17 protein-coding genes are annotated in these 18,621 nt (G+C 54.5%); 7 read left to right on the top strand and 10 right to left on the bottom strand.

The genetic code is table 11. The features are described from left to right. The first annotated feature begins 85 nt into the window (after nt 1–85). The gene (locus tag K0H80_RS00180; RefSeq protein ID WP_220072722.1) at nt 86–904 is read left to right on the top strand and encodes a phosphatase PAP2 family protein; all 819 of its coding nucleotides are present in this window, start codon (nt 86–88) and stop codon (nt 902–904) included. A gap of 92 nt (nt 905–996) precedes the next feature. Next, nucleotides 997–1,818 (top strand): phosphatase PAP2 family protein, encoded by an 822-nt coding sequence (locus tag K0H80_RS00175; RefSeq protein ID WP_220072721.1) that lies wholly within the window; start codon nt 997–999, stop codon nt 1,816–1,818. A gap of 89 nt (nt 1,819–1,907) precedes the next feature. On the opposite strand, the gene K0H80_RS00170 is transcribed toward K0H80_RS00175, so the two are convergent. Then, entirely contained in the window at nt 1,908–2,678 is a 771-nt protein-coding gene (locus K0H80_RS00170) for a DUF4097 family beta strand repeat-containing protein (RefSeq protein WP_220072720.1), read from the bottom strand. Nucleotides 2,679–2,893: 215 nt separating this feature from the next. Here K0H80_RS00170 and K0H80_RS00165 point away from each other — a divergent pair, with 215 nt between their 5' ends. Beyond that, nucleotides 2,894–3,685 carry a class I SAM-dependent methyltransferase gene (locus tag K0H80_RS00165; protein ID WP_220072719.1) on the top strand — a complete coding sequence of 264 codons (792 nt, stop codon included), beginning with the start codon at nt 2,894–2,896 and terminating at the stop codon, nt 3,683–3,685. Between the two features lie 58 nt (nt 3,686–3,743). Here the strand turns inward: K0H80_RS00165 and K0H80_RS00160 are convergent, their stop codons facing one another. The 3 genes from K0H80_RS00160 to K0H80_RS00150 form a co-directional block, all read right to left on the bottom strand. Further along, nucleotides 3,744–5,528, bottom strand: a complete 1,785-nt coding sequence (locus K0H80_RS00160) for a M14 family metallopeptidase (protein WP_258406261.1) — start codon at nt 5,526–5,528, stop codon at nt 3,744–3,746. Between the two features lie 279 nt (nt 5,529–5,807). Next, a complete protein-coding gene (locus K0H80_RS00155) occupies nt 5,808–8,957 on the bottom strand; it encodes an efflux RND transporter permease subunit (protein ID WP_220072717.1) in 3,150 nt (1,049 codons plus the stop codon). A gap of 9 nt (nt 8,958–8,966) precedes the next feature. After that, a complete protein-coding gene (locus tag K0H80_RS00150) occupies nt 8,967–10,127 on the bottom strand; it encodes an efflux RND transporter periplasmic adaptor subunit (protein ID WP_144202315.1) in 1,161 nt (386 codons plus the stop codon). Between the two features lie 436 nt (nt 10,128–10,563). Here K0H80_RS00150 and K0H80_RS00145 point away from each other — a divergent pair, with 436 nt between their 5' ends. Beyond that, on the top strand, nt 10,564–11,310 hold the full coding sequence (locus K0H80_RS00145) for a TorF family putative porin (protein WP_220073880.1): 747 nt from the start codon (nt 10,564–10,566) through the stop codon (nt 11,308–11,310). 199 nt (nt 11,311–11,509) lie between these two features. Here the strand turns inward: K0H80_RS00145 and K0H80_RS00140 are convergent, their stop codons facing one another. Further along, nucleotides 11,510–12,199 carry a DNA-3-methyladenine glycosylase I gene (locus tag K0H80_RS00140; protein ID WP_220072716.1) on the bottom strand — a complete coding sequence of 230 codons (690 nt, stop codon included), beginning with the start codon at nt 12,197–12,199 and terminating at the stop codon, nt 11,510–11,512. A gap of 229 nt (nt 12,200–12,428) precedes the next feature. Between K0H80_RS00140 and K0H80_RS00135 the strand changes: the two genes are divergently transcribed. Continuing rightward, on the top strand, nt 12,429–13,328 hold the full coding sequence (locus K0H80_RS00135) for a LysR family transcriptional regulator (protein WP_220072715.1): 900 nt from the start codon (nt 12,429–12,431) through the stop codon (nt 13,326–13,328). An 81-nt stretch (nt 13,329–13,409) separates the two neighbouring features. Continuing rightward, nucleotides 13,410–14,057, top strand: a complete 648-nt coding sequence (locus tag K0H80_RS00130) for a glutathione S-transferase family protein (RefSeq protein ID WP_220072714.1) — start codon at nt 13,410–13,412, stop codon at nt 14,055–14,057. 19 nt (nt 14,058–14,076) lie between these two features. Here the strand turns inward: K0H80_RS00130 and K0H80_RS00125 are convergent, their stop codons facing one another. Beyond that, nucleotides 14,077–14,613, bottom strand: a complete 537-nt coding sequence (locus K0H80_RS00125; RefSeq protein WP_144202305.1) for a thioesterase family protein — start codon at nt 14,611–14,613, stop codon at nt 14,077–14,079. Nucleotides 14,614–14,728: 115 nt separating this feature from the next. Further along, a complete protein-coding gene (gene hemG / locus K0H80_RS00120) occupies nt 14,729–15,262 on the bottom strand; it encodes a menaquinone-dependent protoporphyrinogen IX dehydrogenase (protein ID WP_220072713.1) in 534 nt (177 codons plus the stop codon). A gap of 272 nt (nt 15,263–15,534) precedes the next feature. Here hemG (K0H80_RS00120) and K0H80_RS00115 point away from each other — a divergent pair, with 272 nt between their 5' ends. Beyond that, a complete protein-coding gene (locus K0H80_RS00115; RefSeq protein WP_011863834.1) occupies nt 15,535–15,840 on the top strand; it encodes an ArsR/SmtB family transcription factor in 306 nt (101 codons plus the stop codon). 21 nt (nt 15,841–15,861) lie between these two features. On the opposite strand, the gene hemG (K0H80_RS00110) is transcribed toward K0H80_RS00115, so the two are convergent. From hemG (K0H80_RS00110) to K0H80_RS00100, 3 genes are all read right to left on the bottom strand, one after another. After that, nucleotides 15,862–16,389, bottom strand: a complete 528-nt coding sequence (gene hemG, locus K0H80_RS00110) for a menaquinone-dependent protoporphyrinogen IX dehydrogenase (protein WP_144202301.1) — start codon at nt 16,387–16,389, stop codon at nt 15,862–15,864. Continuing rightward, a complete protein-coding gene (locus tag K0H80_RS00105; protein WP_011863832.1) occupies nt 16,389–17,846 on the bottom strand; it encodes a TrkH family potassium uptake protein in 1,458 nt (485 codons plus the stop codon). The genes hemG (K0H80_RS00110) and K0H80_RS00105 overlap by 1 nt, the downstream gene beginning before the upstream one ends. Before the next feature lie 152 nt (nt 17,847–17,998). After that, nucleotides 17,999–18,613, bottom strand: coding sequence for a YigZ family protein (locus K0H80_RS00100; RefSeq protein WP_220072712.1), 615 nt, complete (start codon nt 18,611–18,613; stop codon nt 17,999–18,001). Nucleotides 18,614–18,621: the final 8 nt, after the last annotated feature.

The raw sequence follows: 18,621 nt of genomic DNA, 5'->3' as shown, positions 1-18,621 counted from the left end.
AACCACAGATTTACCTCAGGTTAAACGTCTTTACTTACCCATAACAAACCACTATCTTAGGCGGGCGCGTTTATGTGGAAAGACTATGAATTTACAACAACAAGCAAAGGCAATGGGAATGCCTGCGCAAGACAAGTACCAGGGACGCGGCTTTATTGGGTTACTCTTGTTTCTGCTCTGTCTGCACCTCTTGGTGTTGAACTCGGCAGTCAATCTATCCCTATTTCGATTCTTTAACGGCATTGCGGCCTACGCCCCAGCCGATCTCCTCCTGCTGATCACAGACTTAGGCGATGGCATCACCCTCGGGGTGATCACTCTCTGCTGTCTGGTGAAACGGCCAGAGCTTCTGCTCAGGGTCGTCATCGCCAGCGTGCTGTCGCTGATCTTGGTGCCCCTGCTGAAGCAGACCTTCGATGCGCCTCGTCCGGCAGTAATATTAGAGACACTGAATATCGTCGGTGAGATCCGCCTGAAACACAGTTTTCCTTCGGGCCATACCGCCACCGCCTTCCTGTTTGCCGGCACCCTCTTCTTCGCCTATCGGCAGACCCAGATAAAATGCCTGGCAATCACTTTCGCCAGCCTGGTGGGACTGTCTCGCATTGTCGTCGGCGCGCACTGGCCAGAGGACGTGATCATGGGCGCCTTCGTCGGCCTCTTCTGCGCCTATGCGGCGGCCCATTGCCCCCTGGTCAAGCTCACCCAGTTCCACAAGGCGCTCATCTTGGCCTTCCTCTGGTGTGTGTTGGTGGTGAGCGAGCTGGATAAGAGTTTCGACAAAGATCATATCTGGCCAATACTCATGCTCAGATGGGGCCTAATTGCCACGGCCGCCCTGTTGATCTGGCGTGAATATGGCGCCATGCACAGGGTAAGACGTTGGCTGGCGTTTCAAGGTTAACAGCCCAAAAGGCGTAAGACTTTCACCAACATTCACGCTTTCTTCACACTTAGGTGCCTACACTGGAGGCTTCTAAGATGAAGAGGTGCGCCATGTTCAGACTGACCCAGGCTCAGACCACCAGAGAAACCACCCTGACGATGACCACAGATCGCAGCCGCTACGGCACGCTGATCCTACTGGTCAGCATGCTGGCGCTGCTCTGTCTGAATCAGGATCTCAACCTGAGCCTCTTTCGTGCCATCAACGGCCTCTCACCTAGCCTGCCCCAGTGGCTACAGCTGGGGATAACCGATCTCGGCCACGGCAGCACCCTAGGCACTATCGTACTCATCTGTCTGCTGCGTCGCCCCGAGCTGATGCCGCGGGTACTGACCGCCAGCCTGCTGTCGATGATCTTGGTCCCGCTGCTAAAACAGTATTTCGATGCCCCCAGACCGGCGGCAACCCTGGATTTTCTCTATATCGTCGGCGAGACGCGTCTGCATCACAGCTTTCCCTCAGGCCATAGCACCAGCGCCTTCCTGTTCGCCGGTAGCTTACTGATGGTGATGCAGGATAAGAAGAGTAAGTGGTTCCTGTTGATGGGGGCGGCCATGGTGGCGCTGTCACGCATCCTGGTCGGCGCTCATTGGCCGGTAGACACGCTGGCGGGCGCGCTGTTGGGGCTTAGCTGCGCCTATGTCGCCTCCTATGTTCCTCTGGTGCGTCTGTCGCCAAGGCACTGGAAAATCCTGGTGGGCATCTTGCTGCTAACGCTAGTGGTGTGCCAGTACAAGGAGACCTCTTCGCAGATGGCCTGGCAGATCATAGGCCTTCGTTGGGGACTCCTGCTGCTGGCCGGCGTGCTGGTGCTTCGCCAATACCTACTATCTCGCCAGCCGCTCGTCCCGCGTAAGTGGGTCAGAGCCTAAGCCTTTTAGAGTCTTAATGGGGTGGGCATCGGCTAATCCACGGATTCGTGCGACCCCGAGATTAGCCTCTGCGCCGGGAAGTCCTGGCCTTAGTCTATGCTGACCTGGCCCTGAATATTGTCGAAGCTTAGGCTACCTGAGCCCGCGTCTATGATGTGAAGCCCCTGAGTGTCCACCACACGGATGCCACCAGAGCCATCGTCTATGGTAACTTTACCCTGAACGCCTCTAACCTCTATGGCACCCGAGCCGTCGTCTATCTCCACATCTCCTTGTACCGAGGCTATGGTCAGGCTGCCTGAGCCATCCTTAACCTGGATATCACCCGCCACATTGGTGAGGGTAATGCTGCCCGAGCCATCATCTATGGTGAGCTTATGGCCGCCATCTATCTCGATAGCACCCGAGCCATCTTCGATCTCCATATCCGCCTGCACGCCGCGAATGACAATGCTGCCTGAGCCGTCATGGATATCCAGTTTGATTCCCGCCGGCACCTTCACCAACAGATCTATGTAGGGCGACTTACCGTTTGAGAAGCTGGCGCGGTGAAAGGCATCGAAGTTGGCGACCAGCTTGGCCTTGTTGCCGCTGCGGGTGAGCGTCAGTTCGGGCTCGGCGCCATCAAAACCATAAATGTCGGCATCCAGGGTGATCTGCTCAACCGAGGCGTCGCCCACTATCTTCAGGCTACCGGCGCCGGTATCGGCGACCAGTGTCTCCAGCGACTGAGCATCCAGCGTCAGCTGCGTCTGTTTGTGATAGTCGAAATCATCCCTTCCCGCACTGTTCACATTTACTATGCATCCAGTGAGGCCAAATACCAGTACCGTCGCCATAGTCATTACACGAGCCAACATAAACACCTTCCTTAATCTCTGTTAAAGTCATTTGAACCGCCTCGATGGGGCGGCTTAGATAGCCCAACTAAGCAGATAACATGCCAACAAGTTATCTAATTGTTTTTGCTATGTTATTATCTTGCTTAACCGATTTTTGGATGGTGATGCCGCCACCCGATTCGTAGGATTAGTTATTATTTAGTGAAATACTTCATCAACTTATGAGGCGCGCAGTGGATTATCTGACCCTAAATCGAACGGCCTGGAATCACAGGACCCTAGAACATCTAGACTCTAGCTTCTACGATGTAAGCGGCTTTCTCGCCGGCAACAGCTCGCTGCAGGAGATAGAGCTAGCCGACCTTAAGGTAAAGGGAAAAAGCCTACTGCACCTACAGTGCCATTTCGGCCTGGACACCCTCTCCCTGGCTCGCCTCGGCGCCGAGGTCACTGGCGTGGATCTCTCCGATACCGCCATCCATCATGCCAAGCGACTGACCGAGGCCTGCGCCCTTAAGGCCGACTTTATCTGCAGCGATCTCTACCAGGCGGGCGCTCAACTGCAGCAGCAGTTCGATATGGTCTACACCTCCTATGGCGCCCTCTGCTGGCTGCCGGATCTAGGTCGTTGGGCCGAGTTGATTTATGAATCGCTACTACCCGGTGGTGAGTTTTATATGGTGGAGTTTCATCCCGTGCAGGCAATGCTGGAGGGGTACAGCTACTTTGCCCAGCAAGAGCCGGATGTCGAGGAGGAAGGCACCTATACAGAAAACGCCAGCGACACCAAACACACCATGGTGACCTGGCCCCACTCCTTGGCCGATGTGGTAGGGGCGCTGATCGGCGCCGGACTCAAGATCGATGCGATTCAGGAGTATCCCTTCAGCCCCTATGATGCCTTCGATAATCTTGTGACGGGAGAGAGCATTGGGCTCTCAAGTGATAGGCCCAGGTATTATCAGCTGTATCAGGGTAAACCTATTCCCATGGTCTACAGCCTGTCGGCGCGCAAACCTGAGTAATCCTTCAACTAGGGATAAATAAACAACATAAAAAAAGCAGGCCAGGCCTGCTTTTTGTTTAGTCTCTCAGTACGGGATAGACCCTGTACTGCTTGTCAAAATAGGGACTACGCTCGTAGAACCAGCGCAGCCTCGCCTCGGCATCCTTGGCAAATTCAGGATCCTTGAGCGCAGCCTCAAACTCGGCCGCCAGGGACGCATCCTCCTTGAGCATCTTGACCGCCAGCGGCTCTACCGCGTAGTGCTCGATATATTCGGTGCGGGTAAAGATAGGATTAAAGAAGCCCCACTGCAGCAGCGAGTCGGGTGACTGCGGCTCCAGCAAGAGGATAGCCAGGTCGCCGAGGGGTTGCTGTGTGCTGATCTTCACAGTGCCCGCCGGCAGCGCCACCTTAGCCGTATGGCTCGACACCTGGGCCGAGACCCGCTGGCGTCCCTCGTAATCCTTGGCATCGAACGCGGGCTCACCGAATCGATATTGAGTCAGGGTCAGGGTCTTAGGCTGCTCCAGACGCGTCATGCGTATGCCATGAATGCTTAGACGCTCGATCACCTCCTGCCACTGAGGCGGAATATAGTAAGCCTTGGGACGATTCACCTTGATGTCTGCGCGCGTCTTACCTATCACGGGCAGGCTCTGGTACAGCTTAGGCTCTCCGGTCCAGCGCACGACCGTCTCGCCACTGATAGGGCTCTGCTCCAGGCGATAGTCTATCCCCTTGAAGTCCCATCCCTTGGGCTGGGTCTCTGACTGCCAGGTCAGTGTGATGCGATCGCTATAACGGTAGCTGTCCTGCTTGATGGCGCTGCGCAGCGCCGTGCCCTGCTCGCCCAGCACCTCCAGGGTCGAGGCCAGCATCACATAGGTGCCAAGCACCCTCTGTTTGAAGGGCTTAAGGCTATGGTTCTCGATCAATATGGTCGGCAGATGGCGGGCGTCGCCATAACCGTTGGAGTAGCGTGGACTGGCGTTCCACAAGGATAAGCCCTGGCTCAAATCACGATTGTCGAGGGCGAAGACCAAAGGGCCGGGCACATGTCCCTGCGCGCTGAGCGCCTGCTCGATTTGGGGACGATACTTGTCGTTGAGCCAGCGATAGCTGGCGGGACTCAGCCCCTGAGCCAGGTTATAGCCGAAGGTGACATCATATTGATAATCTATGCCATCGGTGACATGCACATCGATATAGAGATCCGGCTGCCAACGATTAATCGCCGCCAACATATGCTGCATCTCCAGGGTATCGGCCTTGGCATAGTCGCGATTAAGGTTGAGATTGTTGGCCGTAGTGCGCCAGCCCATCTCCACCGGGCCCCTCTGGTTGACCCGGTTAAACTGGCCGCTGCGCTCGTGGGCATCGGCGCTGAAAATAGGCACAAAGAGGAGGTTCGCACCGGTTAACAGCGCCTGCTTGTCTCCCATGACCATGTCACGCAGCAACATCATGCCCGCATCCTTGCCATCTATCTCGCCCGAGTGGATCCCGGCCTGTACCAAGAGCGTTGGCTTACCATTGGCCAGCAGGGCCTCGGGAGTCGCCGCGCCCTCCTGGCTCGCCACTATCATCCAGATATCTCGCCCCTGAGGACTCTTACCCAAGGAAACCTTGCGGAGCTTGTCGCTGGTGGCGAGCAGCTTATCCAGCCAGGCGAAGGTGTCATCATAGCTGGGACTGGACTTGAGACCGCCCTGCTCGAAGGGGGTCGCCCAAGGGTCATCTGCCGCGCGCAGCAAGGCTTCGCTGGCGCCGTGCCAGGTGATGCTCGGCGGCAAGATGGCATCATTGATATAAGTCTTATTTAACGAGATTTGGGCCGGTTGAGGGCCGCTGGTCTCTGCCATGACGGATGCGCCGAAGGTGGCGAGACAGAGGAGCGTAGCGCGAGAATATAGGGACATCTTAAGTTACCTAACGGCTTATTATTAACCGATTATCTTTCAATAAATAGCCAGCAAGTGCAATACGTTAAGGACTTATTTGCACAGAATAACTATGCGGCACAACACCTGCCTTGAGCAAAACGCGTTTAGATTGAACAAAAATCAAACCTGAACGGTCAACAGCCCCTAAAGCAATAAAAAGCCCGGTTTATACCGGGCTTTTTGACGAAATGGCTAGGCCTATTCTTGTGGTGTCGAGTCGGCGACCTGAGTTGCGGCGCCCTTCTTCTCGCGCTTGCTGAAGATGCGCTCGACGATCACGAAGAAGATAGGGATAAAGAAGATCCCCAGGAAGGTCGAACTCATCATGCCGCCCAATACGCCGGTACCGATAGCGTTCTGGCTGCCCGAACCTACGCCCGAGCTGATGGCCAATGGCACAACACCCAGACCGAAGGCCAGCGAGGTCATCAGGATAGGACGCAGACGCACACGCACCGCGTGTAGGGTCGCTTCCACCAGACCCGCGCCCTTCTCGTAGAACTCTTTGGCGAATTCGACGATCAGGATGGCGTTCTTGGTCGCCAGACCTACGGTAGTCAACAGACCCACCTGGAAGAACACGTCGTTAGGCAGGCCGCGACCATTCATCGCCAGCAAGGCACCAATAATCCCCAATGGCACTACCAAGATCACCGCGAACGGCACAGACCAGCTCTCATACAGGGCCGCCAATACCAGGAAGACCACCATGATAGACAGGGCATAAAGCGCCGGTGCCTGGTTACCCGAGAGACGTTCCTCGTATGACAGGCCGTTCCACTCGACGCCGAATCCTGGTGGTAGCTTGGCCACCATGGCTTCGATGTCGGCCATGGCCGCACCCGTACTATAACCTTGTGCCGTACCGCCCTGGATGTTCATCGCAGGCAGACCGTTGAAGCGCTCTAGACGCGGCGAACCATATTCCCAGGTACCTGTGGCAAAGGCCGAGAAAGGTACCATCTCACCCTGGCTGTTACGCACATACCAGGTATCGAGGTCTTCCGGCTGCATACGGTACTGGGCATCACCCTGTACATAGACCTTCTTCACACGACCTCGGTCGATGAAGTCGTTCACATAGCTACCACCCCAGGCAGTACCGAGCACGCTGTTGACCGCGTCGATATCGATACTCAGGGCGCGAAGCTTAGCGTGATCGATATGGATGCGATACATAGGCGCATCTTCCTGACCGTTTGGACGCACGCCCACCAGGTTAGGATTTTGCGACGCCATGCCCAGCAGCATGTTACGGGCCTCGAGCAGCTTCTCATGGCCTTGGCCATTTCTGTCTTGCAGATAGAAATCGAAACCGTTTGCCGTACCCAGCTCGATCACCGCAGGCGGTACGAAGGCAAACACGAAGGCCTCCTTCATCTGCATGAACATGCCCATGGCACGTCCGGCGACCGATTTAACGTCTTGACCCGGGCCGGTACGCTCAGACCAGTCTTTCATGCCCACGAAGGCCAGACCCATGTTTTGACCACTACCGGCGAAGCTGAAGCCAGATACGCTAAATACTGACTTGACGCTGTCGCCCGTCTCGTTGAGATAGAAGTCGGAGATCTTGCTCATCACCTTCTTGGTACTCTCTTGGGTCGAGTTGGTCGGCAGAATAGCCTGAGTAAACAAGATACCCTGGTCTTCGTCCGGCAAGAAGGCGGTCGGCATGCGCATGAAGATCCAACCCACGGCAACCGTCAGGGCCAGATAGATCAACATGACGCGACCGGCGCGCTTAATCATCGCCGCCACGCCAGCCTCGTAACGCGAGGTCATCTTGTCGAAGGTACGGTTAAACCAACCGAAGAAGCCGGTCTCGACCGCATGGTGGCCCTTGGCAATCGGCTTAAGCATGGTGGCACACAGAGCCGGCGTCAGGATGATCGCCACCAGCACAGAAAGCGCCATGGCCGATACGATAGTCACTGAGAACTGACGATAGATCACACCGGTCGAACCCGACATGAATGCCATAGGCACGAACACCGCCGACAGGGTCAGACCGATACCCACCAGGGCGCCGGTGATCTGGTCCATCGACTTCTTGGTGGCCTCTATCGGGCTCAAGCCGTCTTCGGACATCACACGTTCGACGTTCTCTACCACCACGATGGCGTCATCCACCAGCAGACCGATGGCCAATACCATGGCGAACATGGTCAGGGTGTTGATCGAGAAGCCGGTAGCCGACAGGATGGCGAAGGTCCCCAGCAGTACCACAGGTACCGCAATGGTCGGGATCAGGGTCGCGCGGAAGTTCTGCAGGAAGAGGTACATGATCACGAATACCAGTACCACGGCTTCCAGCAGGGTATGCACTACGCCCTCGATCGATTTCTCAACGAAGGGGGTGGTGTCATAGGGATAAACCACTTCCAGCCCTTGCGGGAAGAAAGGCTTCATCTCATCGACCTTCTCACGCACACGCTCGGCGGTCGCCAGGGCGTTAGCCCCCGTAGCCAGCTTGATCGCCAGACCGGCAGCCGGACGGCCGTTATAGAAGGACTCTACCGAATAGCTTTCCGAGCCCAGTTCGACTCGGGCCACATCTTCCAGATAAACCTTGGCACCCGACGGATCTGACTTGATGATGATCTTCTTAAACTCTTCGGCCGTCTGTAGACGGCTCTGGGCCGTTACCGTGGCGTTGAGTTCCTGACCCGCAATAGAGGGCGCGCCGCCCAACTGACCCGCAGATACCTGAGCATTCTGCTCACGAATCGAGGCCATAATGTCCAGGCTGGTGAGGTTGTATTGGGTCAGCTTGAGCGGGTCTAGCCATATACGCATGGCGTACTGGGCACCGAACAGCTGGATCTCACCCACACCGGGCACGCGGCTCATGGGGTCTAAGATGTTAGAGCCCACATAGTCGGAGATATCATTCTTCTCCAGAGAGCCATCCTGGGACACGAAGCCTAATACCATCAAGAAACCCGAGCTGGATTTGTTGACCTTAACCCCTTGTGCCTGCACCTCTTGCGGTAGCAGAGGCATCGCCAGCTGCAGCTTGTTCTGCACCTGAACCTGGGCGATATCGGGATCGGCCTCGGCGTTAAACGTCAGGGTGATCTGCGCATTACCAAAGCTGTCACTGGTGGACGAGATGTAACGCAGATGGTCGATACCCGTCATGCGCTGCTCGATTACCTGGGTCACAGTGTCTTCCATGGTCTTGGCCGACGCACCCGGATAGATGGCGTTAATCACCACGGTCGGCGGCGCAATACTCGGGTACTGCGACACGGGAAGCTTCATGATAGAGAGCACCCCGGCCAACATAACAATAATTGCAATCACCCAGGCAAAGATAGGGCGATCGATGAAAAAACGAGCCATAACTTTACCTTACTTCTGTGGTTGCTTGTCTGATTGCATCTCGCTGAGTGGTTTACCCACCACAGGGGCGCCCGGACGTATCTTCTGTAACCCCTCGACAATCAGCTGATCGCCAGCCTTCAAGCCGCTGGTGATGCGCCACTGATGATCGATCACCTCGGCGGTCGTCACGACTCTTGGCTCAACCTTGCTCTCGGCACCAATCACCATGGCAACGGCCTGACCCTTGGTATTACGGGTAACAGCCTTCTGCGGCACCAGAATCGCCTTAGGATCTGTACCCGCGTTCAATACGGCGCGCACATACATGCCAGGTAGCAAGACGCCATCCGGGTTAGGGAATTCTGCCCTTAGGGTTACCGAACCCGTGTTCTCATCGACACTCACCTCGGCGAATCTGAGAGACCCCATGTGCTCATATTCCGTGCCATCTTCCAGGATCAGACGTACATCGGCATTGTCAGCCGCCTGCAGTTGTCCCTGCTTAAGCTTGGCCTTGAGACGCAGCAGCTGAGCACTGGATTGGGCGATATCGACGTTGATAGGATCCAGCTGTTGAATCGTCGCCAGTGCGGCGCTCTGATTCGCTGTCACCAGGGCACCGGCAGTCACGGAAGACTTACCGATACGGCCCGAGATAGGCGCCTTCACCTGAGTGTATTCCAGGTTGATCTTAGCCGTGTTGATCGCCGCCTTGGCCACAGTCACGTTAGCCAGCGCCTCTTTGTAGAGGGCATCCGCCTCGTCGAAATCTTGTTGGCTGATAGCATCAGTCTTGATCAAGGCCTTATATCTGGCTGCCTTGGCCTTGGCAGATACCAGGCTGGCATTGGCACGGGCCAGATCGGCCTCGGCACTGACCAGCGCCGCCTTATAGGTGGACGAATCGATCTGATAGAGAGATTGGCCTTCGGTTACCTCACCACCCTCGACGAAGCCGCGCTCGGTGATGATACCCGACACCTGAGGACGCACCTCGGCCTCAAGATATGCCTTGCTGCGACCCGGTAGCTCAACCTGAATAGCCTGGGGCTGCTCGACAACCTGAACCACCCCAACCTCCATGCTTCTTGGGGCTGCTGCCGAATGACCTTGGTTCTCGTCCTGGCCACAACCTGTTATCCATAACGCCACACTAACTAACGAGGCAATTTTTACTATTTGCCGCATGAGAACTCCTAATCAAAGCCGCAACAAAAAACACCCATGCACGGGTAAGGCGCTATGGGGTATCTTGAGGAAGCAAAATTAAAAAAAGATTTAGAAACTATTTATCTCACACCTAGCCAAGGTCAACAAGAAGATGTGGGCAGAGATATTGTAAGTTAATGCAAATTTTTATTTTTAATCATGTTTTCTTGTTAAAAAACAGTTAAAAATTGCGTGTTTTCACCCTGTTTTAGCGTTTTTTGTGTCTAAAATGTGATCGCTGTCATCCAGGCATGATGAAAACTAACACCATATGAAACATGGGGTTAATTCAGACCTATTCATAATTGTTCACATCTTTATTTGATCAGTTCATCTGTGCCGATAAGGCCATTCACATCTTACGCCTATAGTCGCCTCATCAGCCAAACAACAGCTAGATGAGATGAAGATGATGATGAAGACCTTAACCCAGTTAAAATGCTCGATATTCCTTGGCAGCCTGTTAGCCGCAAGCGGCGTCATGGCCGAAGCGCAAGACACCCAAGTCTTAGGCGGCAATATCACAGGCAAGCTGACCTTTGCCTCAGATTATGTCTTTCGTGGTGAGTCAGAAACCATGGATGGCGACGTCCCTGTCGTGCAAGGCACGCTGGGGTGGGGAAATGATCAAGGCTGGTACGGCGGTGTGTATGCCTCCAACATCAAGTTTGCCGATCCAAACCTTGAAATCGTCACCGCCCCCTACATTGGTAAGGCGGGCACCTTCGGCGATTCCGGTATCACCTATGATGTCATGCTCTTCTCCTACCTCTACCCGGGCGCCTCATACTCTAACTACACAGAGCTATGGCTCAAGGTGGGTAAGCAGTTCGGCCGCACTAACCTACAACTGGAAGTGACCCCGACCGTCGATGACTGGTTTGGTGTCGATGGCTGGCAAGGCGTGAACTACGCCGTCCATCCAAGCTACCAGTTCGACAATGGCATTAACCTGTCTGCCAGCGTCGGCTATCAAGATCTAGACGGTAACGGCGCCGAAGGCTGGGGCCACTGGAACCTGGGTGTCAGCAAAACCTTTGTCGGCCTGAGTTTCGATCTCAGATACCACGGCAGCACAGTGGATGAGAGCCACAAGGTTTACGGTACACAAACCAAGATTTTTGATGACCGAGTCGTTATCGGCGTCAGCAAGAGTTTTTAAGCACAGCAGTTTCCAATCTCTGCACGTCTTTGCCAGCCCTCGGGCTGGCTTTTTTGCGCATGGATGTGCTTATCCCCGATGTCCATGGATGGACAAAGAGGGGATTTGTATAGGGCCAAAAATGTTCCAGACATTTTTTGGCATTTCCCCCATCCATGGGGGTCAGAATACTTTTCCCAAATGTTTAGACGGAGCTAGGTTATATCCGGTTATCACCCACGCCACAGGCGAGGATACGGCTGATCTCCGCCAAAGAGCGACCAGACTGCCCCTGCCATTCATTGAATACCTCCTGCACCTGGGTCAAGCCACGTTTAGAGGTAAAACCGGCATCGATCAGTTTGTGAGCCTGAAAATATCCCTTGATATCTTCGGTCAACAGAAAGGTATCTTTACCTATGGTGCGCAGAAAATAGGGGCCGGTATTGCCACCCAGGCGGCAGCCCAGGCGTTTCAGCTCGGCCCAGAGTCCCACGATATTATCGTTGGGCCACTGAGCAATAAACTTGGCAAAGCTGCCGTAAGCGAGCTTAATATCATGCACCATCAGAGCGTTGTCATATATCGCCATGGTCTTCTTCAGGTGGCGGATCAACTCGGGGTCGCTGGCACGCTGCTGGATCTGCTCAGGCGATAGCATCAAGATCTTGTGAGGCTCGAAGTTGAAGAAGGCCGCCTCATAGGCCGGCCACTTGTTGTCGACGATGCGCCATACAAATCCCGATTGAAATACCTTCTTACTCAGCTCAGAAAGCAACTCGGCATCCGTATACTCGGCAATCTGATCCTGAGATAACACCTCAGGCAGGCGAGCGGCCAAGCCTGCTTCTCCGCCTTTGCGCTCACAGGCGCGCTGGTAAATACTGTCGAACGATTCTAATCGCGCCATAATATAAGCAGCTCCTTAAATGCTTGTTGAATACAGATTACGCGCCATGCAGCCATGTCGATCACCCACCAAACGACACGAGACGACCCCGGCCAACTTTGACATATTGGTTACCATGAACAATAAATAACCCATATATGGGGTTATTTTTACAACATTAGTAAACAATAACCAGAGATGATTGCAATTGGCTTGCACCTAGACCGGTGAGAGGCCCTTGAGGTTAATTATGGACGCATCGCAACTCTATCGTATGTTGGTCTTTGCCAGTGTGGTCGAGCATGGCTCCTTGACCCGCGCCGCCGAGTCGCTAAACATTAGCCGCTCCATGGTGAGTCAACACCTAAAGAAACTGGAGCATAGATGCCAGTCGCGTCTATTAAACAGGACCACCCGCAGCCTGTCGCTCACCCAGGAGGGTCAGTCTTTTTACCGCTACTGCGCCGAGCTGCTCAAACTCGCCAAGCAGGCGGAAACCTCGCTGCAGCCAGCAGATGCCGAGCTGCAAGGCAGCATCACCCTCGCCGTCCCCCAGGCGCTAGGCGATGGAGTGATAGCCCCCATCATCAAGGAGTTTCACCAGCATTATCCCAAGGTGCATCTCTCCCTGCTGATCCAGGACAGACAGCTGGACCTCACCGAGCATCAGATAGATGTGGCGATTCAGATAGGTTCCGCCAGTCAGCCAAGTATCAACGAGACCAGACTGGGCCGCTTCGATGAGTATCTGGTGGCGAGCCCTGATTATGTTGCACACCATGGCGCGCCCGTGCATCCGGACAATCTCAGCCATCATCATTGGATAGGCCTGGCAGGCGACAGGCTCCCCAGGCATTGGCAGTTTGAAAACAGCGAAGGCGAGCGTGTCCGCCTGCAGCTTAGCCCTTTTATCAACTGCAACAGCCTACAGGGAACCCTAAGCCTGGTGATGCAGGGGCTGGGCGTTGCCTCGCTGCCCTCCCCCTTGATAAGCCAGCACCTTGCCAATGGACAGCTGGTACAGCTGCTGCCCGACTATCATCTGGGGCGTGGTGCCCTCTACCTGGTGCATCCCTATCTTGAGGTGATCCCGCCAAGAGTCAGGGCACTTATCGAACTGCTGACCGAGCGACTCACACCGACAGCATAAGACTGGCTAAAAAGCAGGCCAGATGCGGGATTTCGAACTAATATTAGCTTATTGGTTCTGGGCAAATGGGAGGTGCATTTGATGGAACTCTTCTACCATCCCCTGTCACGATATTCCCAAAAAGTCTTGATCGCCCTCTACGAGAAACAGGCCAACTTCTATCCCAGGGTGATAGAGCTGAGCGATCCCTTTTCCCGCAACGAATTTAAGCAGCAGTATCCCTTGGGAAAATTACCCCTGCTCAAGACGCGCACCGGCGACCTCTTGCCCGAATCCAGCATCATCATAGACTACATAGACCATGAATTTGCCACCGGCACCCGGCTGCTGCCACAGGATTACTCTCAGCGCCTACAGGTGCGCCTATACGATCGTCTCATCGACAACGACCTGAACAATCCTCTCTATCTACTGGAACAGATGGATGCCCGCGAAGAGGACAATCCGATTAGGGTGAGACAGTTAGAGAAGGAGATCATGCTGCTACTGAATGAGTTGAACGACAAGTTGCAGCGGCATCACTGGCTCTGCAGCGATGCCTTTACCATGGCGGATTGCGCCCTGATCCCTTGCCTGATCCACGCCAGAAATCGCTTCAAGCTGTACCAGCTGGATCCCATCGACAGATACCTGAATCAGGCCAACACCCGAGGCGCCTGGATCCAGGTACAGGAGGAGATAGAACTCACCCGCGCCGCAGTGCAGGCCGGATTTCGCCCCATCCCCTAAATCCTACCCCCTAAAGGAGTTAAGCTGGCAGGTTGCGCTCTTTCTTCAGCGTGAGGAAGGCTTTCCACTTCTCGATTTCCGGCGGTAGGCAAGGTTCGGGGCCTTCGAAGCCCGCCTCCTTGAGCATCTCCTTAATCGGTACCTGCTTGCGGTTATTCACGAACACGCCGCGCACATGCACGATACAGTGAAGGGTGTCGCCGCTGACGAAGCGCTGCTCGACATAGAAGTATTTCTCGTCCCAACCCACCACTCGACTCTGAATGTCGAATTTACACAGGGGTTTGATGTCGCGAATATAGGTGAACTCGGCGGCGTTGACGATAGGCAACCACTTGAGTTTCAAGAAGCGTTTCAGCAGCCCCATCTCGGCCAACATGTAGGTACGGGCCAGATCCATCAGGGCGGGATAGCGGGAGTTAGTCAGGTGCAGGTTAATGTCGCAATCCAGCGGCAAGGCACGATAGCTGATGGTACTCGTGCCCAGAAAATCGATACGACGACAATGGCGTACCCGCCAAAACATCAACCAAAACAAACGAAAATAGAGGTTCATCTCACCCGGCTCCCTTAAATGAAGGGCAAAGGCTACCAGAGGTCAGACCAGGTGACAAGCAAGATCGCGCCGAGGCAAGGGCTGTTGCCAGGGCGCGATGAATAGAGAGTTGAGGCTAATCCTTGAGGGTCAGCAAGTGCTCGGCATATAGCTTAACGTCTTCCCAGTCGGTGTAATCGATCACCGCCTTAGGATCGGTTGGGCCATCGGTGATCTTCATGATTAGCTGGATCATCCACCTGTCATACCAACGCCAGGAGGGGTAGTCCACCTTGCCGGCAATCACCTTAACGTCATTCGGCTTCCAGGGAGAGAGCTCGATAAACTTCTGCAGATACTTGTTGTTCTCGGGGATCCGTTTCTCGGGGTTACGGGCCACCACGTTGACGCTGAAGAAGCTGTTAGGCTTGGCCGCCAGCTCGGCCTGGTAGCGGGTGACAAATTCGAACACAGACTTATGGTAGCTGCCATAGAGTACGCAGGCGCCCACGGCAACATAGTCGTATTTTTCCCAATCGATATGCTCAAACTCGCCAATACGCAGGGCGTCGCAACTATGCCCTTGAGCGTCCAAGTGCGCCGCCATCGCTTGGGCAATCTTGGCCGTATGGCCACCGCGAGAATAGTAAACAATTAGTACTGAAGCCATAAGCGACTCATCTGTATCGGAAAAGAGAGCCACATTGTTGCAGCAAAGTGTCAGAGAAACCCCAAATTGGATCACAATTTAGTTAAGGTTTTTGTGAAATACACCACCAATTGGATATTTAACTCGGGGTAAAATAACTACAAAATCATGAGCAATCCTAAAAGGACACAGGTCGGCTCCCATTGAGTTATCCAGGCTGGCTGAGTATCATTGCTTTCACTTCCCCATTCAATTAGAATAATCTAATTAATAGAGTACAAGAGAGTTGCCGTATGCAAAAAGATATTGATGTAGATGCAATGGTCACCAATGCCCAGAGCGCAGCCAAGTGGCTTAAGGCAATAGCCAATCCCTATAGATTGATGATCTTGTGCCAGCTACTCGACAATGAACTGAGCGTGACACAGCTGAATGAAAACGTGCCTCTGAGCCAGTCTGCGTTGTCACAACACCTGGCGGTACTGCGCGCCGAAGATCTGGTGGCGACCCGCAAGAGCTCACAGATCGTCTACTACACATTGAAGAACGAGCAGGTCACCGAGGTGATCTCGATTCTCTACAAGCGTTACTGCGTATAATTCCTGCGAAGATGAAAGCCTTTAACGCTCGCTAAAGGCTTTCGCAAACTCCTGCACCTTATCCCAATCGGTAAATTCATAGGTACCCGAGGTATCTGTGGGGCCCTTAGTGATCCACATGATGAAACGGATCATGAACTTATCGAAGAAACGATACTTGGGATAATCGATCTTACCCGCAAAGACACCCAGCTGCTGAGGCTGCCACAGCGACAGCTGCAGAAACTTCTTCATGTAAGGGTTAGTCTCGGGCGTATTCTTCTCCGGCTTTCTCGCCACCACGTTCACGGTAAAGAAGGCGTTCTTCTTGCCGTTTAATACGGCTCTGTGGCGATTCACGTACTGGAACAGCTCGGGTCTGTGTTTGCCGTAACGAATGCTCGCCCCTATGATGACCTTGTCAAAATAGGAGAGATTGACCGACTGCGCCTCTTCCAGGCTGACCATGGTCACCAGTTGGGTATCCGACTTACACTGCTCGGCAATCTGATCACAGATGGCTTTCGTCTGACCGTCTACGGTCGAATAGATAATTAGGGTACGACTCATTAATTCTTCCAAAAAGTCGGTGTAAACAACACCAATAAGGTAAACACTTCCAATCGACCGAATAGCATGGCCACCACCAACACCCACTTCTCGCCATCGCCAATGCTGGCATAGTTACTGGCCACCTCACCTAGCCCAGGCCCCAGGTTATTCAAACAGGCCGCGGTGGCGCTGAAGGCAGTGATATTATCCATGCCCAGCGCCATCAGGATCAACATGCAAACCACAAAAACGAGGGCGTAAGCAGAGAAGAAGCCCCATACCGCATCTATGATGCGATCCGGCAGTGCCTTGCCATTGATACGGATGGAAAACATGCCCCTTGGGTGCACCAGGCGTTTGAGTTCTCGGGAGCCCTGCAGCAACAGCAAGATCATCCGCATCACCTTGATGCCACCCGCAGTCGAGCCACCGCAGCCACCGATGAAGCTGGAGAAGATCAGCAGCATAGGCAAAAACAGCGGCCACATGTGGAAGCTTTCGGTACCGAAACCGGCCGTGGTAGAGATAGACACGGCCTGGAACAGGGCGAAGTCAAAGGTCTCCTCGGCACTGTCATAGATGCCGGTATGGTACAGGGTCGCAAAACAGATCAGCGTCAGCGCCAGCTGGATCACGATAAGCGCCTTAAACTCGGCGTCTCTCAGGTAGACCTTGAGGTTGATGCCGCGGCGGGTAAAGGCCGCAAAGTGCAGGCTGAAGTTCAGCGCCGCAATCAACAAAAACACCACACACACCATGTTGATCGCCGTGCTATCGAAGTAGCCCATGCTGGCGTCGTGGGTGGAGAAGCCGCCGATGGCAATGGTTGAGAAAGAGTGACAGATGGCGTCGAACACATCCATGCCGGCAACCCAGTAGGCGAAGGCACAGGCGATGGTCAGCGCCAGATAGATATACCAGAGCGCCTTGGCCGTCTCGGCGATTCGCGGCGTCATCTTACTGTCTTTCACCGGCCCAGGGATCTCCGCCCGGTAGAGCTGCATCCCCCCGATCCCGAGAACAGGCAAGATGGCCACAGCCAGGACGATGATTCCCATACCGCCGAGCCACTGCAATAGGTGGCGATAGAAGAGGATCGCCTTGGGCAGGCTATCGAGCCCCACCAGCACGGTCGCCCCTGTGGTGGTGAGCGCCGAGAAGGACTCGAAGAAACTGTCGGTGAGAGAGAGGTCCGGCTGACTGGAGAAAATAAAAGGCACGGCACCTATGGAGCCCAGCACACCCCAGAAGAGCACCACCAGCATGAAGCCCTCGCGGGTGCGCAGGTCCTTCTTGTGGCGCCTGTTGGGATACCAGAGCACGAAGCCGAGTAACAAGCTGAGGAAGAAGGCCTGCAGAAAGGCGGTGCCCCCGCCATCTTTGTAGATCACGGCAACCAGCGCTGGCGGCAGAAGCGACAAAGAAAACAGCCCCATGAGTAGGCCTGTAATTCTTATAATGGTTCTATATTGCATTAGGGCGTTTTTATTATTCCGTTTGCGAAGACGCACTGGCGCATTCTCGCATAGTTTATCCAGGCAGTTGTATAAAATTTATTGGCGCTTTGTGACCCAAGGCAAAAAGCCCTTTGCAAACATGTTAGCCCGCTCTCGCTTCCCCTTGGGCATCAGTCAGAAAACTCAGCCTTGAGGCGTCCCTGACTCAGGGTCGCAAGCTCCTGATTGAAACGGCTCTGAGTCGCCTTGGGCATCTCGAAGCTCAGGCTCACCCTGTCGGTAAACACCTTGTCGACGATCAGCCCCTCACAGAGCTCGAGAAAGTGCTCCACATCTTTGAGCTGATGATAGTCGCACGCCAGTCGCCCCGGATAACGAATCTGCTTTATCTCGGTCTCCAGCTGCGCCAGACCCTGTTTGATGCCAGAGCTATAGGCGCGCACCAGGCCGCCACCCCCTAACTTGGTGCCGCCAAAATAGCGCACCACGACGGCACCTATCTCGCCTATCTCGGCGCCTTGCAGGCTGGCCAGCATGGGACGCCCGGCGCTGCCGGACGGCTCACCATCATCGCTACTGCCCATGGCCACATTATTATCCGGTGCTCCGGCGATAAAGGCGTAGCAATAGTGATTCGCCCCCGGATACTCCGTCTTGATGTTAGTGAGCGCACACTTCAGTGCATCTTCCGATGGGCAGTGAAATAGAAAAGAGATAAAGCGGCTATGCTTTATCTCTTCTTCTATGGTGATCGGCTTGGCCGGAATGGGATAACTCTCGCTCAAAAACGCCT

Source organism: Shewanella aegiceratis, from assembly GCF_019457495.1.
GTDB lineage: Bacteria > Pseudomonadota > Gammaproteobacteria > Enterobacterales > Shewanellaceae > Shewanella > Shewanella loihica.
This window is presented reverse-complemented; position numbering and strand designations above follow the sequence as displayed.

What these genes read in the sequence shown, in the direction of transcription:
- K0H80_RS00155 (WP_220072717.1), bottom strand. Translation starts at nt 8,957, where the DNA reads ATGGCTCGTTTTTTCATCGATCGCCCTATCTTTGCCTGGGTGATTGCA.
- K0H80_RS00135 (WP_220072715.1), top strand. Translation starts at nt 12,429, where the DNA reads ATGGACGCATCGCAACTCTATCGTATGTTGGTCTTTGCCAGTGTGGTC.
- K0H80_RS00105 (WP_011863832.1), bottom strand. Translation starts at nt 17,846, where the DNA reads ATGCAATATAGAACCATTATAAGAATTACAGGCCTACTCATGGGGCTG.
- K0H80_RS00160 (WP_258406261.1), bottom strand. Translation starts at nt 5,528, where the DNA reads ATGGCAGAGACCAGCGGCCCTCAACCGGCCCAAATCTCGTTAAATAAG.
- K0H80_RS00150 (WP_144202315.1), bottom strand. Translation starts at nt 10,127, where the DNA reads ATGCGGCAAATAGTAAAAATTGCCTCGTTAGTTAGTGTGGCGTTATGG.
- K0H80_RS00130 (WP_220072714.1), top strand. Translation starts at nt 13,410, where the DNA reads ATGGAACTCTTCTACCATCCCCTGTCACGATATTCCCAAAAAGTCTTG.
- K0H80_RS00170 (WP_220072720.1), bottom strand. Translation starts at nt 2,678, where the DNA reads ATGTTGGCTCGTGTAATGACTATGGCGACGGTACTGGTATTTGGCCTC.
- K0H80_RS00175 (WP_220072721.1), top strand. Translation starts at nt 997, where the DNA reads ATGTTCAGACTGACCCAGGCTCAGACCACCAGAGAAACCACCCTGACG.
- K0H80_RS00140 (WP_220072716.1), bottom strand. Translation starts at nt 12,199, where the DNA reads ATGGCGCGATTAGAATCGTTCGACAGTATTTACCAGCGCGCCTGTGAG.
- K0H80_RS00125 (WP_144202305.1), bottom strand. Translation starts at nt 14,613, where the DNA reads ATGAACCTCTATTTTCGTTTGTTTTGGTTGATGTTTTGGCGGGTACGC.
- hemG (WP_144202301.1), bottom strand. Translation starts at nt 16,389, where the DNA reads ATGAGTCGTACCCTAATTATCTATTCGACCGTAGACGGTCAGACGAAA.
- K0H80_RS00115 (WP_011863834.1), top strand. Translation starts at nt 15,535, where the DNA reads ATGCAAAAAGATATTGATGTAGATGCAATGGTCACCAATGCCCAGAGC.
- K0H80_RS00180 (WP_220072722.1), top strand. Translation starts at nt 86, where the DNA reads ATGAATTTACAACAACAAGCAAAGGCAATGGGAATGCCTGCGCAAGAC.
- K0H80_RS00145 (WP_220073880.1), top strand. Translation starts at nt 10,564, where the DNA reads ATGAAGACCTTAACCCAGTTAAAATGCTCGATATTCCTTGGCAGCCTG.
- hemG (WP_220072713.1), bottom strand. Translation starts at nt 15,262, where the DNA reads ATGGCTTCAGTACTAATTGTTTACTATTCTCGCGGTGGCCATACGGCC.